At 58.7% G+C, this 18,967-nt stretch carries 12 protein-coding genes; 8 read left to right on the plus strand and 4 right to left on the minus strand.

Annotated elements, in window-relative coordinates:
* Positions 1-36: 36 nt before the first annotated feature.
* The 5 genes from SIB72_RS03355 to SIB72_RS03375 are packed head-to-tail and all read left to right on the plus strand — an operon-like array spanning position 37 to position 6,719.
* Complete coding sequence (locus tag SIB72_RS03355; RefSeq protein WP_413744594.1) at positions 37-372, plus strand: hypothetical protein; 336 nt, start codon at positions 37-39, stop codon at positions 370-372.
* Entirely contained in the window at positions 369-704 is a 336-nt protein-coding gene (locus SIB72_RS03360; protein ID WP_413744595.1) for a hypothetical protein, read from the plus strand. The genes SIB72_RS03355 and SIB72_RS03360 overlap by 4 nt, the downstream gene beginning before the upstream one ends.
* Positions 701-3,454, plus strand: a complete 2,754-nt coding sequence (locus SIB72_RS03365; protein ID WP_413744596.1) for an ATP-binding cassette domain-containing protein — start codon at positions 701-703, stop codon at positions 3,452-3,454. The genes SIB72_RS03360 and SIB72_RS03365 overlap by 4 nt, the downstream gene beginning before the upstream one ends.
* Positions 3,451-4,572, plus strand: coding sequence for an HlyD family efflux transporter periplasmic adaptor subunit (locus SIB72_RS03370; protein ID WP_413744597.1), 1,122 nt, complete (start codon positions 3,451-3,453; stop codon positions 4,570-4,572). The genes SIB72_RS03365 and SIB72_RS03370 overlap by 4 nt, the downstream gene beginning before the upstream one ends.
* Entirely contained in the window at positions 4,572-6,719 is a 2,148-nt protein-coding gene (locus SIB72_RS03375) for an NHLP family bacteriocin export ABC transporter peptidase/permease/ATPase subunit (protein WP_413744598.1), read from the plus strand. Before SIB72_RS03370 ends, SIB72_RS03375 begins: the two co-directional genes overlap by 1 nt.
* A gap of 62 nt (positions 6,720-6,781) precedes the next feature.
* On the opposite strand, the gene SIB72_RS03380 is transcribed toward SIB72_RS03375, so the two are convergent.
* Both SIB72_RS03380 and ndk read right to left on the minus strand, forming a co-directional pair.
* The gene (locus SIB72_RS03380; RefSeq protein WP_413744599.1) at positions 6,782-8,215 is read right to left on the minus strand and encodes a cyclic nucleotide-binding domain-containing protein; all 1,434 of its coding nucleotides are present in this window, start codon (positions 8,213-8,215) and stop codon (positions 6,782-6,784) included.
* A 60-nt stretch (positions 8,216-8,275) separates the two neighbouring features.
* Positions 8,276-8,734 (minus strand): nucleoside-diphosphate kinase, encoded by a 459-nt coding sequence (gene ndk / locus SIB72_RS03385; RefSeq protein ID WP_413744600.1) that lies wholly within the window; start codon positions 8,732-8,734, stop codon positions 8,276-8,278.
* 197 nt (positions 8,735-8,931) lie between these two features.
* Between ndk and speA the strand changes: the two genes are divergently transcribed.
* Genes speA through SIB72_RS03400 form a run of 3 tightly spaced genes read left to right on the plus strand, consistent with a single transcriptional unit; the run spans position 8,932 to position 14,201 of the window.
* Positions 8,932-10,854, plus strand: a complete 1,923-nt coding sequence (gene speA / locus SIB72_RS03390; protein WP_413745029.1) for a biosynthetic arginine decarboxylase — start codon at positions 8,932-8,934, stop codon at positions 10,852-10,854.
* Positions 10,855-10,860: 6 nt separating this feature from the next.
* Positions 10,861-12,354, plus strand: a complete 1,494-nt coding sequence (locus tag SIB72_RS03395) for a cyclic nucleotide-binding domain-containing protein (RefSeq protein ID WP_413744601.1) — start codon at positions 10,861-10,863, stop codon at positions 12,352-12,354.
* Between the two features lie 56 nt (positions 12,355-12,410).
* Positions 12,411-14,201: a CHASE2 domain-containing protein gene (locus SIB72_RS03400; protein ID WP_413744602.1), complete on the plus strand. Its 1,791-nt coding sequence runs from the start codon at positions 12,411-12,413 to the stop codon at positions 14,199-14,201.
* Here SIB72_RS03400 and SIB72_RS03405 read toward each other — a convergent pair.
* Positions 14,182-14,826 carry a hypothetical protein gene (locus tag SIB72_RS03405; protein ID WP_413744603.1) on the minus strand — a complete coding sequence of 215 codons (645 nt, stop codon included), beginning with the start codon at positions 14,824-14,826 and terminating at the stop codon, positions 14,182-14,184. The genes SIB72_RS03400 and SIB72_RS03405 overlap by 20 nt on opposite strands.
* 126 nt (positions 14,827-14,952) lie before the next feature.
* Positions 14,953-18,930, minus strand: coding sequence for a CHAT domain-containing protein (locus SIB72_RS03410; RefSeq protein WP_413744604.1), 3,978 nt, complete (start codon positions 18,928-18,930; stop codon positions 14,953-14,955).
* Between the last annotated feature and the right edge of the window lie 37 nt (positions 18,931-18,967).

The raw sequence follows: 18,967 nt of genomic DNA on the forward strand, positions 1-18,967 counted from the left end.
GATTGAGTTTTTCTTTCCGCCGCAAGGGCTGCATGAATGCCATCCCACAGCCATCCTGAAAAGAACCTGGCACTGAACCGCCCAAGGCAGCCATCACTCCAAGCCATGCCGCCCTTCAGCGTCTTCGAGCGCAGCAGTCCGAAACTTCTGAACTGGCTGAAGTCCACAGGAGTGACTGGGACGATCCAAGGCTCCACGCGACTGATTCAGGAAAGAGAGCAGCAGCTAAGGCTCTTGATGCTCCTGGATAGAGAGCCCGTACCAGCTCTCTATCCCATCCTGAGCGGAAGCGCGGACATCCTGGTCACCCTCTCTGAGGTCACCCAAGTCGTCGGGAGCACCCGCCGTGGAGAGTTGTTGAGGGGGGAATGAGTTTGTTACTGGAGGAGCAACATGGGGCCTCAGCAGGCGTGCATTGCCCCGATGGCATGGCTCTGTTGACGATCAATGGCACACTCCTTTTGGCCGAACTGGAGAGCGACCTCTCCCTCGCCTGCCGTTTTGATCGAGGCTTGGCCTGCCTGCTCTCCCAACACAGTCGGGATCAACTCCAACGCTATCGAGGCGTAACCCACAGCCAACAAGCTGAGCTGAGCGAGATCGATCGTCTCGATCTCGCTCAGCTCACAGGCATCAGTCGAGCCGCTCGCCACGTCGACTGGCTCTGCAATCACTTTCAGACCAAGGAGGCCACAGAGCCATGAACTGGAATGCAGGCAGACAGGAGCCATGGCCTGCCTTGCCCTTTCGGATCATGGAAGGGGAGATGCTGCTCGTCTCCTCTGGCGAGCGCGACTTCGCACTGCTGCGTCTGGAAGCTGAACGCATCTATCCAGGCCTGCCAGAGCCGATATCAAGCGAAATCAAACTGAAACTACAGGCCATCCAAACAAGCCGGGTGGAGTTGCTGGCCGATGGCGACGACACAGAGGGTCGTCAGTGGTTAGGACAACGCCTGAGCGAAGAGCTTGGTGAAGAACAAGGTGAGGACGTCTCGCTCCCCCCAAGCAAGCAGGAGTTAATCGAGAAACTGATCGCGCGGCATGGCGTCTCTGACCAGCGTCATCAGACCTTGCTGCAGAGCTATCAACCTCTGAGCCATGGAAGCGAACAGGAGCTGTTCGTGGAAATGGAGATCAGCGGCGCAGACAATCTTGAATCCCCCGACGCTGCAATGCAACAGGGGAAGCACCTGAGCGATCCGGTCTTCAGTGCACTCTCCCTGGTCTGCAGGGATCAAGGCACGCTGCTACCGCTTCCCTCTCACCTGGCCGATCCGAACCTGAGACGTCGGCTGCAACAACTGCTCAATCGCACAGATCTGTTCGCTCGGGAGGTGGTGATCAATGCGAGCGATCTGAATCACGACTGTGGAGACCTGATCGGTTTTGTCGACGAACAAGACGACCAATCCGAAACACCCGGCAGCATCGTGGTGCTCAAATCCACTGCCAAGGGGTATCGCGCCTGGCTGCCTGGACAGATGTCCAGGCCATTACCGCTACATCAGTGCAGCCCATGGCTCGAGAATCTTTCTCCCCGCATGCTGTCGGTCAGCCCAGCCTTCGGCTCAAATGATCTGAGCACTCTTGGATTGCTGCGGTTTGCCTATGGCAAGCCACGCCACACCACAGCGTTCGTGATCGGCGGACTCCTGCTTGGAGTGATCATCGGCTTCCTTCTGGCAATCGGCAGAGACGTTGGAGCCGCCCGTTGGATTTTCGGCATGGGGATTGCCGGACTGCTCACCGGCACCACTCTGGGATTCCTCAGTGGGGGGTTCCGCTTGGGAGTTGGCGTGATGCTGCTCTCCACCCTGCTTTCCCTTCTCACCCCAACGTTCAACACGGTGATCACCAACCAGGCTCTTCCCGATCGAGACCTGGGCCTGCTGCTCCAGATCAGCCTGATCCTGGTGGCAGCAGGCATTGCCCGCGTCTGCTTCGAATGGGTGCAAACCAGGGCCGTTCAACTCAGCCAGCAAAGGGGTGCCGCCCGCTCGCAACTGGCCGGCATGCACCGCCTGCTGCGCCTGCCAACCGACTTTTTCCGAACGCGAAATGTTGGTGACTTACAGCTGCGCTTTGGTGCTCTCGACGAACTACGCGCTGAGATCCAACAACTTCTGGAGGGAGGGCTACTGCGGCTGGTGCTCACCAGCATCTACATCCTGTTCATGCTGCGCATCAGCGTGAAGCTGACAGCCTTAGCGCTGGTGGTAGCCGCGTTGATCCTCCTTCCCACTGCGCTGATTGGTCTGCAGTCGAGGCCTTTGCAACGACAACAGGAAGAAGCGGAAGGTCAGGCACAAAGCCGAAATCTGGAACTGCTCGGTGCTGTAGCCAAGCTGCGCCTGGCCGGCGCTGAACAGGCTGCGGCCCGATGGTGGGGTCAGGAATTCCAGAAGATCGTCAATCTTGAAAATGCACTTGATGCCAAGGAAGCCAGTGCCTCCCTGCTGAAGGCGGTCATGCCCAACCTCGGCACCTTGCTCGTATACATCGTTGTCACGCGATTAATCGCTGAGGCAGCCAATGCTCCGACCCTGAATGCGCCGAACGTGGGACAACTCCTCGGCTTCTTCTCGGCATTTGGCACCTTCATCGGTGCGGCCGCCGGCTTCGCCGGACTGTTGATTGGCGCCTTCGACATGCCTGTGATCTACGAACGGGCCCGACCGATCCTCCAAACCGAACCAGAAACTGCCGAATTGCTTGAGGAAGCAGGTGTTCTGCAAGGCCACGTACAGCTTGATCGCGTGAGCTATCGCTATGCACCAGAGCTACCGCTCGTGCTGGATGGCGTGAGTCTCGAGGTCAAAGCGGGGGAGCAACTCGCCATTGTTGGCCCCTCGGGGTCAGGTAAATCCACTTTGGTTCGTCTGCTACTGGGCTTCGCAGCCCCGGAAGACGGTGAAATCCGTTTCGATGGCCAACCGCTCAACGGTCTAAGGATCGACAGCGTGCGGCGACAGATCGGAACGGTGCTCCAAACGAACACCCTGTTCAACGGCACCCTGATGGAAGCGATCGCAGGCGGCAGCGTGATCGATGAAAAGGAGGCATGGCACGCGGCCGAGCTAGCAGGCCTGGCCGATGAAATCAGGGCCATGCCAATGGGCATGCAAACCATGGTTCCGGAAGGAGGCGGCACTCTTTCGGGCGGCCAGCGACAACGGGTCGCAATCGCGCGGGCCCTCGTACGTCAGCCCAGAATCCTGATTTTTGATGAAGCCACCAGCGCCCTCGACAACCGCACTCAGGCGATCGTCACGCGCAGCCTTGCATCACTCTCAATCTCCCGGATTGTGATCGCCCATCGCCTTAGCACGATCCGACAGGCTGATCAGATCGTTGTCCTCGCGCAGGGCCAGGTGCAGGAGCAGGGCAGCTGCGACACCCTGATGCAAGCCAAGGGGCTGTTTTCCCGGATGATGGAACGTCAGATCACATGAGCCTCTTCCGCAAAAAAGCACTGGATGCACTGTCCAGTCCTGAACAACTCGATCAACCGCTGCGACTGCTTCGTCCAGGTCAGTGGTTGCTTCTCCTTTCCCTGGGTGGATTCTGTCTCGCGATCGCAATCTGGTCCATTTTCGGCCGACTGCCCGTGCGGATCAGCGGCAAGGGAGTGCTGATCCGCACCAACAGTCTCACGGTGGTTCAGAGCGAATTAGCTGGCCGAATTCTTGAACTGAATCAGGCGATCGGAGATTGTGTGCAGCGCGGCCAATTGATGGCAAGGGTTGACCCCGTCAACCAGGAGGTCACCAAACAGGAAGCCGAACGGCAACTGGAACAACTCATCAATCAAGACCAACACGAAGACCAATTGGGAGCGATCCGAATCCGACAACAAGAGTCAGATATCGCGCGCATCAAACACCTGGCCGAATTAGGAGCGATGTCAATCGATAAACTCAGCGAACGCCAAAAGGAACTCAGCAGCCTGGTGGATTCCCTCGAAGCCCGCAATGGTCAGCGGGAGCAACAGATCCTGCAACAACGAGCCAAGATCGAAGCGCGCAATGAGGAAATCGCACGAATCGCCCAGATCCGCGCTCCAATCGACGGCTGTGTGATTGATCGCAACGTTCACAGAGGCGAGGTGCTGCAACCGGGCACCACTCTGTTCACCATCGAGGCCAATCCAGGGCAAGCCCCGCTGGAGAGTCTGGCTTTCTTCCCTGCCGGAGATGGCAAACGCCTGAGCGTGGGCCAAAGGGTACGCATCAGCCCGACCAGCACCAAACAACAACGCCACGGTGGAATCGAAGGCAAGGTCCTCAGCATCCGACGACTACCAGTGAGTGACAATGCCCTGACCAAACGTCTAGGGCTCGAGTCCCTGCTCGACGCGATAAGGATCGATCCAAAGGGACCGCTGATTGAAGTCCAAACCTCTCTACAGAGAGATCCAGCCACCATCAGCGGCTACGACTGGGGTGGTGGCCCAGGACCAGCCATGCAACTCACCACAGGAACACCGACAGAGGTTCGGGTTCTCGTGGAAGAACGGCGCCCGATCAGCTACGTGATCCCGATCCTGCGGGATCTCACGGGGATCTACTGATGGTGCGAACGCCCACGGTTCTGCAAATGGAGAACACCGAGTGCGGTGCTGCCTCCCTGAGCATCATGTTGCAGCACCACGGGCGCTACGTTCCCCTTACCCAACTGCGCGAGATGTGTGGCGTCTCGCGAGACGGAAGCGATGCCGCCAATCTCATCCGTGCGGCCCGCCGCCTTGGGATGGAGGCCAAGGGATTCAAAAAAGGACTAACGGCTCTGGAAGAGTTGAAGCCGCCGGCGATCCTCTTCTGGGAGTTCAATCATTTTCTGGTGTTCGAGGGATTTCGTGGCGATCGCGTCGCCCTCAACGACCCCGCCCTTGGCCGCCGCAGCGTTAGTCGAGAGGACTTCGACCGCAGCTATACGGGCATCGTCCTGACGATGGAACCTGGGCCCGATTTCAAACGCGGCGGAAAGGCTCCGTCGGTCTGGCCGATCGTGCTGCGGCGCCTCGGTAGCGAACCGAGCGCGGCTCTGTTCATCCTGATCGCCGGGCTTCTGCTGATTCTGCCGCAGCTGGTGATGCCGGTCTTCGCACAGATCTATCTGGACGAGGTGATCGGCAACAACATGAACCAATGGCTCAAACCAATGCTGTGGGCGATGGCCCTGAGCATTGGGGTGCAAGTCGTGCTCCAGCACTTGCAACTGGTGGGGACCCGCCGGCTGGAAAAGCGCCTGACCCGGCGTTTCGCCATTGGCTTCGAGCATCAAATCCTCGCCCTACCTGAACGCTTCTACAGCCAGCGCCATGCATCGGATATCGCTGGTCGGATGGAGATCAACGCCAGCATCGCCGAGTTCATCGGAGGACGTCTCATCCCGATGGTCACTGGCTTGTTGCTGCTGGTGTTCTATCTCATCCTCACCTTTCTCTACAGCCCATGGCTAGGTGTGCTGATCATCAGCACAACCTCCATCAACGCGCTCGTGGTGCAACTCAACCTTCGCACCCAAAAGGATGCCAGCCTCACGCTGGAGAAAGATGCAGCCAAAAGCGGTGCCGTGGTGGTGAGTGCCATGCGCGACATCGAAACGATCAAGGCTGCTGCAATCGAACACGATGTATTCCGCCGCTTTGCGGGATACCAGAGTCGACTGCTCAACACCCTTCAGGCCATCCAACTTCGCAATGCAAAATTGCGACTGGTTCCCAACGGTCTAACCACATTCAATGAGGTTGCCGTTCTCCTGCTGGGCTTTCTTCTCGTCATCCGGGGAGACCTGACTTTGGGCATGCTTCTGGCCGCCCAAACCATTGCCTTCAGCCTGAAAGGGCAAATCGAGAGTTTGATCGGGTTCGTGCAGGATCTACCTGAATTTGAAGCAGGTGTTCTCCGACTCGAGGATGTTCTCGAACAACCACGTGATCCGTTAATTACGAATGCTTCAGGCCAGGATCAAGCAAACGCACCAACTCGCTTAAGTGGACGCATCGAGCTCCAGCAACTGAGCTTCGCCTTCACCACAATCCAAGCCCCGCTGATCAACAACCTTTCTCTCACGATTGAGGCAGGGATGAGGGTTGCCCTTGTCGGCAGTAGCGGCAGCGGTAAAAGTACGCTGGCCAAAATACTGGGAGGCCTGCATCAGCCCAGTACAGGAGAGCTGCTCTTCGACGGCCATACGTTGCTCTCCATCCCGCGTGCGGTGGCCGTCAGCTCACTGGCAATGGTGCAACAGGACATCCAGCTCTTCGGATGCAGCGTGCGCGACAACCTCAGGCTCTGGAATCCAGAGATCAATGAGCGCGAACTGCTGACGGCATGCGGGGATGCGGAGATTCTCGACGTAGTTCGCGGCCTGCCCAATGGACTCGACACTGTGCTCAGCGAAGGCGGCCGCAACCTCTCAGGAGGGCAACGTCAACGACTTGAACTGGCCCGAGCCTTAGTCACCAACCCCAGCATCCTGATCATGGATGAAGCAACGTCCGCTCTAGACGCCGATACTGAGCAAAAGGTGATTGCAAACCTCGCCCGCCGTGGATGTACACAAGTGATTGTGGCTCACCGGCTGAGCACAATTCGCGATGCCGATCTGATCCTAGTCATGGAGAAAGGCCAAGTGATTCAGCAGGGGAAACACGAGCAACTCCTGCAAGAGGCCGATGGGGCCTATGCCCTGCTCCTCAGCGAGGTGAGCTGAACCTTCAGAGCCGGTCGCGCTTCTCAGCCCGCAAACCATGGATGGGGCCAATGCCAAGCTGCTCAACGCGTTGACACCGCAAATAGGTTGACGCCGGCCTCCTCCAAACGGCACTGCGTTGTGCCAGGAGCGAAGCCCGCAGCCTCCGCCAGCCTCACCATGTCGCCTTCATCCCGATGGATGAGTCGCCAATCGAGCAGATGATCCATCAATCCGCGCGTGGGGTTGCTGATGTGAAAATTGCCCAGGATGGAGCGCCCTCCTGGGGTGAGGCAGCCACGCATCCAGGTCTGCAAACGCGTGACAATTCGATCATCGAAGTAATCAATCAAGCCGATGGAATAGATCAGGTGCTGGGGTTCCAGCTCCAGCTGCTGACGGCCGATACTGAGATGCAGCAGGTTGCGGCGTTCCAAGCGCACCACCGACTCCAGCCCCTCGCGAATCAACCGCTCACGGACGAACTCAAGGGCCTGCTGATCCACATCCACCAGGGTGAAGCGCACCTGAGCAGCCAAATCAAGGTCCTGCAAAAGGATGTCGAACACCTCCGCAGCCGGGCCGCAAGCCAAGCTTGTCACCCGTAAGGGCCTCTGATCCGTGAGGATGAGAGCCCGCTGCAACTCCTCACGCAACAGCCCTCGCCGGTTGCGCACAGCCCGCGCTGCCGGCTGATTCAGAAAGCATCGGTCCAGCAGGATGCCCAGTTCCCCTGCTCCACCAGGCTGATCGGCATACATCCAGGCAATCGTGAGGAAATCCCCCGCATAGCCCCTCGGCTTGCGGTACATCCGTTCTGCGGAGCGGGTCAGCAGCAAATAGGGCAGCAGTTCAAGGCGCAACGCCTGGAGGGCAGCAGTGTCAGGCGCCGGAGTCTCGCCCGATAGTGGCGGAAACAGGCTGCCTGTCAGACGCACCAAGGTGTCGAAGGCAGTCATCAAATTGCTTCTCAGCACTGGATCGGGGCTACTGCGGCGTAGATCCACCTCCACCGCAGCCGCACATTGCTTAAAGCGCTGCACGGCCGCAGCCAAAGGTTCGGGCATCAATGAAGCAGCCCCGTGCCCGGCCACGCCGTCGCCCATTTGAGCATGGGTCTGGAGCAACAAGCGCTGGGCATTGATGGCTGCCAGAGCTCGAAACAGCCTCTGCCCCTGGGCAGGATCACCGTCCATCAAGGTATCAAGACCCTGGCGAGACAACCGCAGAGCATCGACAGACTCCAGGGCAATCACACTGGCCCTCGCCACACCGCCGAGCAGATAAGAGATGTCACCGAGCACGCTGCCTGGACCCAACAGCGGCCCCTGAGCATCAACCAAATCGGCCCATTGGGCCTGCACCACACCCGACGAAATCAGGAGCAAGCCATCGACTGCCTCGCCTTCCTGCACCAGGCATTCTCCGGGAGCAAAGGTACAGGGCTGAACATCCGCGAATGCCTGATCCACCGCCCCCTCTAGGGCCTGCAACAACAGCAGCGATTCAGCATTCAAAACAAAAACCCCCGGGACTTCGTCCCGAGGGTATGCAGAGCAGAACGAACCGTCAGGCGATCAGCCTTCGACGCGCCAGCCCTGGTCGGAAGGGGTCCAGTCGTTCAGCTCGGAAGCTTGAAACCAGAGGCCGATTTCAAACTGGGCGGTTTCGGCAGCATCAGACCCGTGAATGACGTTGCGTCCGATATTGACTGCCAGGTCACCGCGAATGGTGCCGGGTTCAGCTTCCAGGGGCTTGGTGGCACCGATCAGCTTGCGGGCGCTGGCGATCACTCCGTCGCCTTCCCACACCATGGCCACCACAGGGCCCGAAGTGATGAAGTCGACCAAACCAGCGAAGAAAGGACGCTCCTTATGCACGCCGTAATGCTGCTCAGCCAATGCCCGGCTGGGGGTGATCTGCTTCAAGCCCACCAGCTTGAAACCCTTGCGCTCAAAGCGGCCGAGGATCTCGCCCACCAGCCCGCGCTGGACACCATCGGGCTTGATGGCGATGAACGTGCGTTCGGTGGCCATGAAGAAACCAGTCAGACAGAACCGCCCATGTTCCGTTCTGAAGCTGCCCCTTGGCAAGCAACTGCTGCACCGGCGCATTTCTGCCTGACGGAATCACCCTCCTTAGATTTGCCTCAACATCCCCAGTGCTCTCGAATCGCATGGTGCTCGCCGACCCCAACCCACCGGGCAGTGAGTCGAGCTCCAGCGACGGGCCAATGAGCACAGCCTGGACCGTGCAGGACAGTGCCGAGCTCTATGGCCTAGAGCGCTGGGGAGATCCCTACTTTTCGATCAATCTGCGCGGCCATGTGAGTGTGCAGCCTCGAGGCGAACGGGGCGGCAGCCTCGACTTAATGGAGTTGGTTCAGGGTCTGCAGGGACGCAACCTGAACCTGCCGTTGCTGATTCGTTTCGACGACATCCTTGAAGACCGGATTGAAAGCCTTCATGCCGCTTTCGAACGGGCGATCACTCGCTACGGCTACAGCGGCCGTTATCAGGGTGTATTCCCAGTGAAATGCAACCAGCAACGCCACGTGGTGGAGGAGCTGGTGAGCTGCGGCAAACGCTGGCACTTCGGCCTTGAGGCCGGCAGCAAGGCAGAGCTGCTCATCGCGCTCTCCCTGATCGACGACCCAGAAGCCCTGCTGATTTGCAACGGCTACAAGGATCAGCGATATATCGAAACGGCAATTCTGGCCAGGCGGCTAGGCAGACGACCAGTGGTGGTGATCGAACAAGCTGATGAAGTGCAGCGGATCATCGATGCCAGCCAAGAGCTCGGAGCCGCACCCCTGATCGGCATCCGCGCCCGGCTCTCCAGCCGCAGCACGGGTCGCTGGGGGAACTCCGTGGGCGAAAAGGCGAAGTTCGGGCTACCCGTGCCAGAGATCCTTTCCACCGTGGAAGCACTACGGGACGCAGGGCTGCTGAACGAACTGCGTCTGCTGCACTTCCACGTTGGCAGTCAGATCAACGACATTGCCGTCGTCAAAGACGCTCTGCAAGAAGCCTCTCGTATCTATGTGGAGCTGCACAAGCTCGGGGCACCGATGGGCTATCTCGATGTGGGAGGCGGCCTAGGGATTGACTACGACGGCAGCCGCACAGCCACTGCGGCCTCAACCAATTACTCACTACAGAACTACGCCAACGATGTCGTGGCCACGGTGCAAGAGGGTTGCGAGCCCCATGGAGTGGCCGTACCGACCCTGGTAAGCGAAAGCGGCCGAGCAATCGCTAGTCATTTTTCAGTGCTGGTGTTCAACGTGCTCGGCACCGGTGGCCTGCCTCAGGAGACCCCTGCTGAGAGGGAGGAGGAACCACTCATCGTGCGCAATCTGCGCGACACACTCGATGGCATCAACGGCCTCGCCGACGACGGCAACGCTGATGTCTCGCGCCTGCAGGAAGCCTGGAATGACGCGCGCAAGTTTAAGGACGATGCCCTTGCCGCCTTCCGGCTCGGCTACCTCAGCCTCACCGATCGCAGCCTGTCGGAACAACTCACCTGGGCCTGTGCCAAGGCTCTGCTGGAGCGCCTTCCAGAGCACTCGAACCTGCCGGAAGAACTGCAGGCATTGGCGGCGGTGCTGGCCCGCACCTATTACGCCAACCTCTCGATCTTCCGCTCTGCTCCAGACACCTGGGCCATCCAGCAGCTCTTCCCGCTAATGCCGCTGCATCGTCTGGGAGAGAAGCCCACAGAGCTCGGACACTTCGCCGACCTCACATGCGATTCCGACGGACGTCTTAACCGCTTCATCGCCGATGGCACCAGCAAACCCCTGCTGGAGCTCCATCCCCTGCAACCCGATGAGCCCTATCTCATCGGCATGTTCTTAGGCGGTGCCTATCAAGAGGTGATGGGCAACCTTCACAACCTGTTTGGCACCACCGATGCCGTGCACATCCGCCTGGCACCCGGCGGGAACTACCAGGTTGACCACGTCGTGCGCGGCGACACGAATGCTGAGGTGCTGACTGCCATGGAACACAACCCGGAGTCGTTACTAGAGCGCCTGAGAGTCGCCAGTGAGCAATCGATCCGCGCCAATCAGCTCAAGATCTCCGAGGCACGACGACTGATGGATCACCTTGAAAGCAGCCTCCGCCAGAGCACCTACCTGCAGAGCTGATCCACGATGACCCTGGTTCTCAGTCTTCTGGCAATCCTGGCGCTGCTCGGGCTGCATCGAATCTGCAAGCTCCAACAGCTCTCGCCTCCGCCATTGCGAATGCCGTTCATTGCGGCCGTCACCATCCCGTTGCTGACGCTCTTAGGAAAGATCGTGAGCTACGGCGGCTTACCAGTCTTGGTGGGATCACTGACCACCGCCATCACGCTGCTGTGGGCTTTCAGCATCATTCGCCTCCTGAGCTGGGCGATCTTGCAACTGCCTGCAGAGCTGGGCTGGTGGAAGCCAACGGCGAAGATCCTGCGCGATCTGATCACCCTGGCAATCATCACCACCGTCACCCTGGTGGTGATTCACCGCGATTTTCAGGTCAATCTTGTAGGTCTTGCAGCCACATCCGCAGTCGTCACCGCTGTGCTCGGTCTTGCAGCCCAGGAGACCCTCAAGAATCTGTTCGCAGGCATCTCCCTTCAAGTCGACTCGCCATTTGAGGAAGGCGACTGGATCGATCTGGGCTTCACCCGAGGGGTCGTCACCTCCCTGCGGTTGATGACCACGCGAATTCGAGTGCTCGACGGCTCCATCACGGTGGTGCCCAATAGCCGAATCACGATGGAAGGACTACGCCGCTTCAAACCGGATGAGCCAGTGGGGCAGATGATCGATCTGGGACTCGACTACGGCCTGCCACCGCGTCAAGCCATCCAACTCCTGCAGCGCACGCTGCAACACAACCGGAAGGTGCTGCGGCATCCGACTCCAAAAGTATGGGTGTCAGCCTTCGCGGATAGCTCAATCACCTACAGGTTGCTCACCTGGCAACGCTCTGCCCTTGAGCTGCAACCCCTCAAAAGCGATCTACTTGAGCAGATCTGGTATGCCCTCCACCGCATCGATCAGTCGATCCCCTACCCAATTCGCGACATCCGCACCCAACCCAGCCCAGCACGACTACCTTCACGCGATGTCAATCTCAAACAAAAACAGCGACTGCTCGCCTCCACGGAAATCTTCGGCCATTTGAATGAGAATCAACTCATCACGCTTGCCCAGAGCGCCACTTGCCAAAGCTTCGCGCCGGGGGAAACGGTCGTGCGCCAGAAAGAACGCGGCGACACCCTGTACATCGTCGTCAGTGGAATGCTGGAGGTGTTCCAGGCCACGGGAACCAACCCCTCAAGTGGTTTACCTGGACAACGCGTCGCCAGCCTGGAAGCGGCAGATATCTTCGGCGAGATGGCGCTGTGCACGGGTGAAGCCCGATCCGCGAGCGTGATCTGCAAAGACGAATGTGTGCTGCTCGAAATCGAACGCAAACACCTCCTGCCGCTGCTGGAGGAACATCCAGAAATTCTCGAAAGGATGGGCACGATCATCGCTGGCCGCCGTGAGCAACTCAAAGCCATCAAAGAAAACCGTGCCGAGAGCAGGCGTCTGGCTCTGATCTCCCGCATGCAACGCCTCTTCAGGCTCTCCGGACAGGATCTGTGGCCGAAATGAACTGGCAGCGATCATTGCGCCGTGGATTTCCCTACTTGTTGGCCTCAGCTCTCCTGATGGCACTGCAACAGTCACCGGTGGTGGAAACGGCCAACCTGCTGATCTATGACCTGGCCATCAGCTGGCGGCATCAAAACAACGAACAAGCAGCCGAAGACCTGCCATGGCCAATCACCGTCGTTGGGATCAACGAAGACGACCTCAAGCACTACGGCTGGCCCCTCGATGACAACCTCCTCTGCACCGCGTTGCAACGCCTTGATGGTCTTGGGGCGGCGGCCATCGGCCTGGATCTCTATCGGGATCAGGCCAAACCTTGCCTCCAGGAGGAGATCAAACGCAATCCCCGTCTGATCTCGATTCGCAATGAGGCCGCCAACATCGCCGCAATCCCGGGAGCCCCTGCGCAGCAACAAGCCTTCAACGATCTCATCATGGATTCGGGTCGGGTGGTCCGCCGCGATCTGATGCATGTCGGCGAGCAAGAGGAGGCGATCCGCTCTCTTCCCCTCCGCCTCCTGGAAACGGCGCAGCAGATGCCCGGTCTGGATCAACGACTCGAGCAAATGGCTGACCACCACTGGCTGACTGAGCAGTCAGGCGGCTATCAGAACACCGACACAGACGGCTACCAGACCATGCTTCCGGTCTATCCCCCCGGCCGGTATCCCAGCCTGGCGCTGCGGGACGTAATGGAGAACACCGTTGAAGAAGACATGATCCGCGGCAGAGTCGTGCTGATCGGCCACGTGGCTCGTTCGCTGCGCGATCTGTTCGGAATCCCCCACAGCCGCTTCGACCACAGCTCGCAGTTCTTTGAGGTGCCTGGCGTTGAGCTCCATGGCCAACGCTTAGAGGCGCTGCAGCGTCTACTGCAGAACCAAGCCCCACAGATCACTGCCGCCACAAGCTGGCAAAGGCTGATGCTGATGCTGGCGATGGGGGTTGTGGGAATTCTGATCGCCGAACGACCGACACGGATCCGCCGCAGCGTCTTGCTGCTGTCAGCGACAGCAGCCCTGCTCAGCGCAGGCGTGTTTGTCTTGACACTTGAGGGCATCTGGATCGGACTGACCATGCCCCTCTCTGGCCTGGTCCTGATCGGCGGCAGCGGCATCCTTGGACGCGGTGTACAGAGTCAACGCCATCAACAGGAAATGCGACGCTTACTCGGCCAGACCAGTTCACCTGCAGTGGCAGAACAACTGTGGGATCACCGTGAAGATCTGATCAAAGACGGACGCTTTGAAGGACGTGAGCAATACGTCACGGTTCTCTTCACCGATACCTGCAACTTCACCGGTGTGAGCGAACAGCTCAGTCCATCAGCGCTGATGCAATGGCTCAACCGAGGCATCGGCATCAGCGTGAATGCGGTCACCAGTCGCAGCGGCATGGTGAATAAATTCACCGGTGACGGCATGCTTGCAGTGTTCGGCGCACCCGTTTCAAACGGCATGGCGATCGATGCTGACCACGCCGTTGCCGCAGCCATCGACATCCAGCAGCGGATCACCGCCCTCAACACAGCGCTGAAAAAGGAAGGTTGCCCATGCCTGCGGATGCGGATCGGCATCCATTCAGGCCCAGTGCTGACAGGCTCGCTCGGCAGCAGTGAGCGGCTGGAATATGCCGTGATCGGCGACACGGTGAACTGCGCTTCGCGCCTGGAAAGCCTTCAAAAAGAGCGGCAAGACGGCGTTGTGCGGGTGTTGCTCTCGGCCGAAACACACTCGCTTCTGCATGGTCTGCCAGATCAGACCAAAGCTGAGCCCTGGGGAGCCATCAGCGTCAAGGGCCGGCAAGAAGCACTCGAAGTGGTTGAACTCAAAAGCACTGCACCGTAACGGTTTGGGGCCAGGAGGCATCAATCACCTCAGCGCCAAGATTGAGAGCTGCCTGCAAGCGAGACAACGTTGTGGAACCTCCACAAGCGGATTGGAGAGCGGTTAGATATCGGCGAATGCTCTGATCCTGCGGTTCCCCCTCCTGCACCAGCAAACTCAAGGCCGGTGGGGCAGATGCAGTGATAAAACCGAATTCATCATCACCACTATCGGCACCGCAGCGATAGGACGACTCCCACAGCAATGGCCTCGAGGAAGCCGGGACACTGATCAGAACTAAGCGGTTGACAGCAGCAGGCAGTTCCCGTTCAAGCACCGGAGGCGCAGCGGCATCGACGCTGCCGTCTGCAAGAGCGGTACGCAGGGTCACCTCCAGGGGCTGGGGATCGGGCGACGGACCCTCCAGCAAAGCGATCAGAGACGGATCGCCAGGAGCAAACACGCTGGAAGCAGGCACCACATGCACAAGCGGCCGAGCTGCACACTCACCACGGGTACCTCCGCCGATGCGCCGCCCCGGAAAGGAGTTACGGGACGCAGCTTGCAGCGCCGGCATCGCAGCGGCAACCATCACAAGGCTCAGCAGCGATGTGGCCAGCAGAGAGGAGGAAACAAAGCGTGCCATCGAAGACTGTGCTCCTGCACGGGGGGGTTGAATGGCTCCAGCTTGACGCCCTCAATCAACAAAACGCTTGAGGTAGGTCACTGATTGCTGTGATCTCGATCACAGCAATCAGGCCGTCAGCCCAATTCACCAAGGTGAACCAATCAGCTCAATCCCTGCCCAAAAGAAGGGATTGCTCACACCTGAGACAATGCGGCGGCGCTGAGAAGCACTGAGCTCATTCAGCAAAGGGGTTCCGCCCCCACCGATCACTTCATCACCTGAAAGTCGAACCAGACCCGACGAGAACAATTGACGGGTGCGCTGAAGCGCTTGGGCCTTGGGCACTCCCTGATCGAGTAACCGATAAAACTGCACAAAGAACGCCGAAGTCACCACGTCATCGACATACCAAAGAGTGCCGATGGCACTGCGTGCACCAGCCTGCAGGGCCAGCCCTGCGAAGCCAAGCTCACTGTCCTTGTCACCAAGCAGCGTGCGGCAAGCGCTGAGCACCACGAGATCAAGAGGCTGATCGCTGCGGTCTTTGCGCAAGCGAGCGAACTGGGCCATCGACATCGGCCCCGTACCGGTGTGCAACACCGACCGATCTGGACCACCGGGGCGGAAATCGGCATGGGTGGCCACATGCACGCGGGAATAGCGCTGATCGGCGGCACGATCAAGCAGCGCCTGGGGAGAGAAGTCGCTGTTGAGATAGCGATCGGCGCCGGTTGAGGCATCAATGCGTTCCAACTCCTGGGGCACCAGCGGCAACGGCGCCAAACCTTCGAACTGTGAAGCACCGAGAGCGAGCTGACCCTGAGGAGCATCCACTGAGGGAGACAAGGGCGTCAGTGCCAGTGACGGCGTCAGAGCAAAGGCATAGCGATCACCGAAATAACCTGAGCCATCGTTGAGGGCAGCAAAGGGGACCGCCTGCAGACCTTGGTCAGCAGCGATCAAAAGGGTCTGAATTCCCTGGGCTTGTAGGGCCTCAGTCAGAGGGGCCACCAACAGAGAATGCAGCTGGCGGGTAGGGGATGAGGGATTATCCACCGCCATCGGCTCCTGCCGTGACAATTGGCGATAGAGAGCCTTGAGTAAGCCGGCGAAGCGTTTGCGATCCACCTCCACCCGTCGTGCTTCAACAGGTGCCTTGGCACTGATGAGGGTGAGATCAAGGAAGCCATCCTTTTGCCCCTCCTGGTCATCCGTCGCCTTGGTGAATCGCACCTGCAACACGGCAGGCCTCTCGGCCAAGCGCTGGCTTTCCACCTGCTCCAACACCGTCTGCAGTTCTTCAACCGTTGGCGTGGGGGGAATCAGGGCCTGTTCGGCCTGGTCAAGGCCAAGTGCTGATGCCGTTCGCAGAGTGGCGACTTGATCGGAACTGCGAAGCTGATCAGCCGCCTGGTCAGGCGTCACGGTTTGAACGCTTGCTGAGGTCGATGTCGTCGGGCTCGTTGCAACGCTGGTATCGCCACTGTCACGACTGCTATCGAGCTCAACGACCAGGGTGGGATCGCTGCTCTGGGGCTGGGCACTAGGCGAACCACCCAAGTCTGTCTCGGCGGAATTCAGATCTGCTGACGGATTCGCGTTCTGCTGAGAAGGAGGCAAGATCGGCACCTCTGCAACGGCTTCGGTCAACACCGCCTTGAGCGTGGACTTCTTTTTGGTCGACTGAACAACTCCGTCGGTGTCGGTGTCGGTCGTCTTACAACGGTTCGATGTACCTGTGCCACTACATGTGGCCGTCGCAGGCGAGTTGGACAACACATCCAAAGTGCCAGCTTTCACCAGCGTCTCTCCGGTATACGAGATCTCTGATGTGACAGGAAAGCGAAGCGTTCCAGCACCCTCTTTACTGAAGTTTCCGCTTCCTTTAATCTCCGCATCCCAAATCAAAGTAAAGCCATCACCAACGCTGATTCCACCACCACCGGAGCCAAGCTTGAGAGTGGCAGATTTCACAGTTTCGTTGGCATCTCGACGCAACAGAGCGCCATTATCAAGAAAAATTGATGATTTATCGGGGCCCTCAATTGTATCGGCTCCAGCAGCCTGATCCATCCAAAGCGTTCCTCCACCAGTGGACGCCACTTCTTCCACATAGATGGCATCGAGGAAACGAAGAATTCCTTCCCCAGTCTGAACAAAATCACCATATGTAGCAGCAGTCTGTCCATCCTTCAGGGTGATTGGAGCGTGTACGACAAGATCACCGTCACCGGAGACCGTCAGATTCGAATTGAATGCCGTGCTAGACGAATCAACAGCCAAAGCATGACCACTTGATGGCTTGAGCTCAAGAGTGCTCCCCTGAAGCAGATCGATAGTCGAACTACCATTCAGAAGAATTTTATTCGTGAGAATATTCTGACCCGAAAGATTCATTAACTTACCGCCAGCCAAAGTGATTGGCTCAGGGATCGTCAGACCGCCACTGATCTCGAGAGTGCCACCGGATTGCACCTCTGTGCCTGCACTCGCGCCACCAAGCGCATTGGCACCGACAGCACGCAACGAACCAGTCTGGACAATAGTGGTGCCCGTCCAATCGACGTTATTACCAGAGAGAATGAGACGACCAGAGCCACTTTTGGTCAGCCCACCAGTACCTTTCAACGTGGAGGCGAGAGCTGGTGATGTAAATCCAGCCGTTCCAATTGTGTTGTCACCCGTCGCAATGTCGAGCGGTCCCGAGAGACTGAGAGTGATTGCTTCCGCACCCTGCACATAACCGGAGCCTGCTTTCAGAGAAAGTCCACCGCTACCAGTCGTGATGCTGGAATTCAGCTGAATATACCCAACTGCATCCAAAGTCAACTTATAGGCGGAGGACGAGTAATCAAGATCATAACCAGACTGCCAAACAATATTTCCGCCCTCGCTTGCATTTCCAGAGCCCGTCAAGATGCGAACATCGCCACTTCTCAAATTTTTGGCAATATCATCAACATCTACAGTTGACGCACTTTGGGAAGATTCGAATAACCGACCATTACCATTCGGGTCAGTGGTATCAGTGATTGAACCAGACCCACCAATCGTGATGTTGTAAGGGTCAAGTAACCATTCCCCGCCTAGACCATCGATCGACGACACATCAATCTTCTCGGGATTCGCCAACAAGAAAGGGCCAGACGTTTCAATCCGTCCACCATCCCCGCCCAAGGGGCCTCCTCTCGCCAACAGCGATCCTTCCACCACCGTGCCGCCATCGAGGTTGTTGAGATCACTCCAGATCACCACGGTGCCGCCGGCTCCGTGTCCTGTTGAGGAGGCATCCACCAGCGAACCCGGCTGCATCCAGGTCTGACTGGCCTGGCGCACCGAGGCGTCACTGTTCTGCCAACTACCGCCCACCTGCACCAAACCGCCCTTGCCAGAACCGGTGGCCAAAAGCTCAGTTCCCTCGCCAACGCGGATCAGCTCACCCGTGAGCGTCAGCGTGCCGCCATCACCAGCGGCATTGCTCACCGACAGCCGGCTTCCCTCCACATCGATACGGCCCCCGGGCGCATCCACCAACAAGGCTTCATCCACATCAATCGAGATCCCATCCATGCGGATCCAGGGACGTTTCTCGCCCAAGGCCCCAGGAAGCAAGCCCAACGCACCAGGCAAGGGATCACCAGCCAACCCAGCCACGCCGGTTGCCGGCGTACTGAACACGTCGAACACCCCTCCGCTGAAACGCAATTGCGAGGCAGTGCTCAATGTCAGCTGGGGAATCTGCTGAAACGAAGCCCCTGGCATCAATTGAATGCCTCCGGGAGAGAGCACAAACAAATGGGCCGGGGATGTCAGCGACACGCTCTTGTCGATGAAACTCCCATCCGCTGCCGTCACCCCCAGCACCAGATTGCGCACGCCATCGCTATCGATCGAGACTCCTTGAATCGCTCCGCGGGTATCGAACTCACTGAGCCGATGAAAGCGGTTGCTGCCGCCAGCAGTGCCCCCATCAATCCGGCAGACACCACTGCTACATCGACCACCCAGCGCTCCATTGACGCGGGTGCCTAGCCCCCCTGATCGCGACGACGCCACATCAGCATCAGCCGGTACAAAGCCACCTAAAGCGATCAACAGCGGCAACAGCGCCAGTCGTCTCATTTGATTCGCCCTCAGCACCTACAGGCAGCGCTTGTGT

Origin of the sequence: Synechococcus sp. MIT S9451, from assembly GCF_047304725.1 — a bacterium.
Lineage (GTDB): Bacteria > Cyanobacteriota > Cyanobacteriia > PCC-6307 > Cyanobiaceae > Synechococcus_C.